Source organism: uncultured Negativicoccus sp. (assembly GCF_902480485.1).
GTDB classification, from domain to species: Bacteria; Bacillota; Negativicutes; order Veillonellales; family Negativicoccaceae; genus Negativicoccus; species Negativicoccus succinicivorans.
This window is the reverse complement of the sequence record NZ_CABSTC010000077.1, coordinates 1-4,677: the sequence shown is the minus strand read 5'-3', so window position 1 is coordinate 4,677 and position 4,677 is coordinate 1. Positions and strand designations below refer to the sequence as shown.

At 47.9% G+C, this 4,677-nt stretch carries 6 protein-coding genes; 2 read left to right on the top strand and 4 right to left on the bottom strand.

Annotated features, from left to right (window positions below):
• Positions 1–155 precede the first annotated feature (155 nt).
• From RDN69_RS05875 to RDN69_RS05860, 4 genes are all read right to left on the bottom strand, one after another.
• Positions 156–950 (bottom strand): undecaprenyl-diphosphate phosphatase, encoded by a 795-nt coding sequence (locus RDN69_RS05875; RefSeq protein WP_273260936.1) that lies wholly within the window; start codon positions 948–950, stop codon positions 156–158.
• A 24-nt stretch (positions 951–974) separates the two neighbouring features.
• Positions 975–1,445: an NUDIX hydrolase gene (locus tag RDN69_RS05870; protein WP_273260938.1), complete on the bottom strand. Its 471-nt coding sequence runs from the start codon at positions 1,443–1,445 to the stop codon at positions 975–977.
• Between the two features lie 95 nt (positions 1,446–1,540).
• Positions 1,541–2,005, bottom strand: coding sequence for a BREX-3 system P-loop-containing protein BrxF (gene brxF / locus RDN69_RS05865; protein WP_288218366.1), 465 nt, complete (start codon positions 2,003–2,005; stop codon positions 1,541–1,543).
• 59 nt (positions 2,006–2,064) lie between these two features.
• Positions 2,065–3,225: a hypothetical protein gene (locus RDN69_RS05860; protein ID WP_273260941.1), complete on the bottom strand. Its 1,161-nt coding sequence runs from the start codon at positions 3,223–3,225 to the stop codon at positions 2,065–2,067.
• Between the two features lie 114 nt (positions 3,226–3,339).
• Between RDN69_RS05860 and RDN69_RS05855 the strand changes: the two genes are divergently transcribed.
• Both RDN69_RS05855 and RDN69_RS05850 read left to right on the top strand, forming a co-directional pair.
• On the top strand, positions 3,340–4,065 hold the full coding sequence (locus RDN69_RS05855) for an SIMPL domain-containing protein (RefSeq protein WP_024048641.1): 726 nt from the start codon (positions 3,340–3,342) through the stop codon (positions 4,063–4,065).
• Positions 4,066–4,075: 10 nt separating this feature from the next.
• On the top strand, positions 4,076–4,597 hold the full coding sequence (locus RDN69_RS05850) for a flavin reductase family protein (RefSeq protein WP_273260944.1): 522 nt from the start codon (positions 4,076–4,078) through the stop codon (positions 4,595–4,597).
• The last annotated feature ends 80 nt before the right edge of the window (positions 4,598–4,677 follow it).

Here is a 4,677-nt window from a genome sequence, read left to right as displayed (position 1 = left end):
CAGAGCTCAACTTGTCTAAATTGTAATAATTATAGCAGATATCCCTAAGAATTTGCTAGTGTTTATCAATTTTATTTTAGTCATTGATTGCATAATTAAAATAACCGCCGGGAATATCTCCTGACGGTTATTTTCAATTCCGGATAATTCTTTTATCAAAGCCAAAAATACAGGCAGGTTGCCACCGCGAGCGCAAAACGATAGTACGCGAACGAAGCCAGGCTTGAATTATTTAAAAATTTCAAGAACCACAGTACCGACGCATAAGCAACGACGGCGGCAGTGACAAAGCCCAATGCAAAAATGCCGAAATCGCTCCAATGCAAATACCGCCAAATTTTCAATAAATCATAGGTGCATGCTACAAACATCAACGGCGCGGCCATGATGAATGAAAAATCCGCGGCCGCTTTGCGGGAAATGCCGAGTAACAGCCCGCCTGAAATCGTCGAGCCGCTGCGCGAAAATCCCGGCCATAAAGAAAGGATTTGGAATACGCCGATCAGAACCGCCTGTTTTGTCGTAATAGCGTCGACATCGTCCGTACGTGTTCGAATGTTAACACGTTCCGCAAACAACATCAGAATACCGCCCAAGATCAAACCGATAACGACCGTTTGCCAGCCGAATAAGTACGTCTTAATAAAGTGATGCGTCAAGTAGCCGATCGCCATCGCCGGCAGCATCGCGCAAACCAGGTTGTAGCAGGAAGTACCGCGTTTTTTGAACCAGTTTTCGCGCCGCAGCATCATTTTAAATTTATCTTTATAAATCAAAAGCACCGACAAAATCGCGCCCAACTGAATAAACACTTCAAAGACGCTTTCTTTCGTGCCGGAAAAGCCGATCATATCTCCGACAATGATCATGTGTCCGGTACTGGATACCGGAATATATTCGGTGATACCTTCCACAATGCCGATGATTAACGCGGCAAAATATTCATACATACTCGTTCCTCCTGCATGTAATTCTTAGGCTAATAAACCTTGATAAAACAATTTATTCAACACCATTCGATCGGTCGGGAATGCCAGCTCCGGCAAATACCGATAGTGAAAATAACGCGCATCCGCCGCGTCATCCGAGGCTTGCAAATCCCCGCCCGTTACCGTGCACATAAACCAGCAGCCGACACTGAGCGCCGCCGGTTGATGGAAGTTGGACTCTACTTCATAAATGCGCTCGGCCGTAACGGCAAGACCCGTTTCCTCCGCCATTTCCCGAACCAATGCCGCGCGGATATCTTCGCCCCACTCAATATGGCCGCAGGGAATACACCATTTCCCCGGATAGGTTTCGCCGGCGGCGCGTTGGACCAGCAGTATCGCGCCTGTGTCATTCAAAACAATTCCTGCCACCGCCGCCATCGGATTGCGGTACAAAAATTTTTCGCAGTGCGGGCAATACAAGCGCGGCGGCTCCTTATCCGTTTTCGTTACCAAGGGTGTGCCGCATATGGGCAATAGCGATAATCCATGCCGCCTCCACAAAAAAGAAGAACCGCTTCCGCAGAAGCGGTTCCTCAGCTATGGTTACATCAGTCCAGCGTAATGACCTGTTTCGGATCATCAATGTCAGTACTGAAATAATTTTCTTTACTGTTATGTTCCAATTTTAAAGTCTTGCCGTCAAACGAACCGCTCCAGCCAACGATAATGGTATGATCCTGACTGAGCTTTTTAATGATTTCCAGCGGCTCTAATTTAAAGATCGGTGCAAAGAGGATTTCCACACCGTCTAAAATCACAATGTCCGCAGCAAGCGCCTTGAATGCTTTCACAAAAGATTCTTTAGCTTCCACCTTGCGCTCTTCATTTTCCATTTCAAACAGTTTTTCCATTAAAAGCTCTTTTGCTTCCACGTAAGTATAATCTTCCGCTCGTTCCACTTCCCGCAAAAGTTTACTTTTCCCCGAACCGGCACCGCCGACCACAAAGAGTAACTTTTCCGGTAATTCCTGAACTTCCTGTACACGTGCCTTTACATCTGCAACTGTCACCATGCTATCACGCCCCTGTACAATTTTGTTATGGTTATTATAATATAGATTTTCTGAAATAGCTAGACTTGCGCGTCGGATTTATCTTGTGATGTGCGCGTAAAACCGTAGCGTTCCTCCGGCGTAGCCGCCTCGCTGATCCGCCCTTGCGTCAAAATGATATCCGTTAACTGATCTTTTTGCGTATCCAACACAAAAACCAGGTAGATTCGCTTCGCAAGATTTTGCGGGTAATACAATAATGCCGTTTGCTGTTGATCACCCGCATACACGATGGCATTCGGTTCGCCGTAAATATGTATCACCGTCGAAAGGCTGTCACCAATCGCAATGCCTTTATCCGTCGCCACATTTGTATTGCGTAAAAATACGCGTTTTATTTTTTGCGTCTTGCTTTCTACCGTTACCCCGAAGTCACCATGCATCCAAATTTCGGTTTCTCCCTGCGTCAAATGCGTTTCCCACTCCGACCAGGAGGGCTCTTGGTACATTGTTCCCGGAACAAAACCCAATAGCGATGCCGGCGTATTGACGATGAATGACAAGTCATGTTTCTCTTTGGGTACAGCGACATATGCCAGCTGCATGGACTTGACCTGCAATTCATGTATGGCAAAGGTCAATTCATAGTTAATTTCATTTTCGTACAGCCGATAGCGGTAGTACGAAGTTTTTGTCGACGGCTCATATTCTACTCGAGAAGGCGTGCCGTATACGCGGATTACATTTTCACGGCTGTTGCCGATGCCGATACCACGCGGTGTCATGAGCTTTGTTTTGGTGACTGTAAGCGCGCTGAGTCCGGTCAGTGTTCGTATCGGTTCCACCCCGATGGTCGCAGCCGTTTTTTGACCATACGGCAAGCTCTGTTGTACTGTCGCTTCCGCCTCTTTAAAATGGTAGCGATCGATACGATTTCCCCGCATGATTGTCAAGGGCGCTCCCAACACACCGGTTAATCTCTCCGGATCGTCACCGAGACGCAGGCCTCCTATAGAAAAATCTTGCGCCGTAAGCGATTCGTTTTGAATTTTAGCAACACTCCATACGAGCATTTTCTGATTCCCGTCAGGACCCGTTTCCTGGCGCGCGGCACCGGCCGCTGAATTGACTCCCGGCGGCGTCACCGGCTTGGTTGTCATATCCGCTTGTGCTGCGGCAAAACACGGTAATGATATGGCGCAAGCGGCGATCAAGAACTTTTGTAAACTGTATTTTTTCATTATGTCCTCCACGGTACTTAATTTAACCGTTTGTTTCCCTTGCTCTTAATTATACCAAAATGCAATGTGGTAAAATGTTCTCAGATAGATTCTGTTTTTAAAGGAGGTTTTTCTATGTTACGCAAATGGATTTTAGCCGGCTTACTTGCCACCGGTCTTACCGCCACCGGAATGTACGGCGTGCAGGCTGCTGTAATGGACGCTACGGCGCCGCAACGAACTGTCTCGGTCGAGGGCCAAGCACAACGCGAGCTGGTTCCCAATAAAGCGCAAATGCGTTTCGGTATCGAAGGGCAAGGCGCGGATGCCAAAGTAGCGAAAGAAGCCTACGATCAACGCATGCAATCGGTAGTGGCTGCCCTTAAAGCGGCCGGCGTGAAAGACAAGGACTTGAAAACTGCCAATTTCTTAATTACGCCGGTATATACGTATCCGAAAGATGGCACTGCACCGAAAATCGAAGCGTATCGTGTAACCAACGAAATCGCCTTCGAAACGAAAGACACCGCTCTTTTGAGCCGCGTGTTGGATTCTGTTGTAAGCGCCGGTGCCAATACGGTTTCCGATGTTCAGTTTGTCGTGGATCAACCGCAACAGTTGAAAGACGAATTACTGGCCGAAGCCATTGACAACGGTCGGCGCACCGCGCAAGTGATAGCGCGCGCGGGACATGCCCGTCTGGGACGCCTGATGAATGCCAGCGTCGCTCCGACAAATGAATACTGGGCGGCTCCAATGATGGCGCGGGCAAAGTTTGATAGCGCACCTTCCACGCCTCTTTTCCCCGGCAGTCAAAAGGTATCGATGCGCGTCAGCCTCGTGTTTGAGTTAGTCGACTAAAGGAGTTCATATGGCAACAGAATGGAATACTCTGACTCCCGCCGAAGCCGCCGCCAAATTTATCGGCGCTGTTCGCGGCGGTGTATTTTTAACGACAGGTACGCTTACCGAGGCCAACTCCATGTATTTAAATTGGGGATCGATCGGTTACCGTTGGCGACGATATGTTGTCACGATTTGCGTAAAGCCGTCACGATACACGCATGAACTTTTAGAAAAAAGAAATGAGTTTACGATCTCCGTCCCCTTGCGTGATGATTATCGCCCAATGCTTCAATATTGTGGCACGCACAGCGGCCGCGATGAAGATAAAATAAGCGCGGCGGGTCTGACTCTTTGCGCTCCCAAACAAGGCAGTACACCGGTGTTAGGCGGCACGGGATGGATGCATTTGGAATGTCGTACTTTGCAGTCGCTGGCATTTCCTAAAGAGAGTTTGGATCCGGAAATTTTCAGTTTCTTTTATGATCGTGATCCGGATGATGTACATACGTTTTACGTAGCGGAAATCATGAGTGCCTACGAAGTATGATTTTTTTGCAAATAGCCGTTCTTTTGAGCGGCTATTTTCTTTTTGTGTATTACGAAAACACATTTGTCTATTGTCTTTCC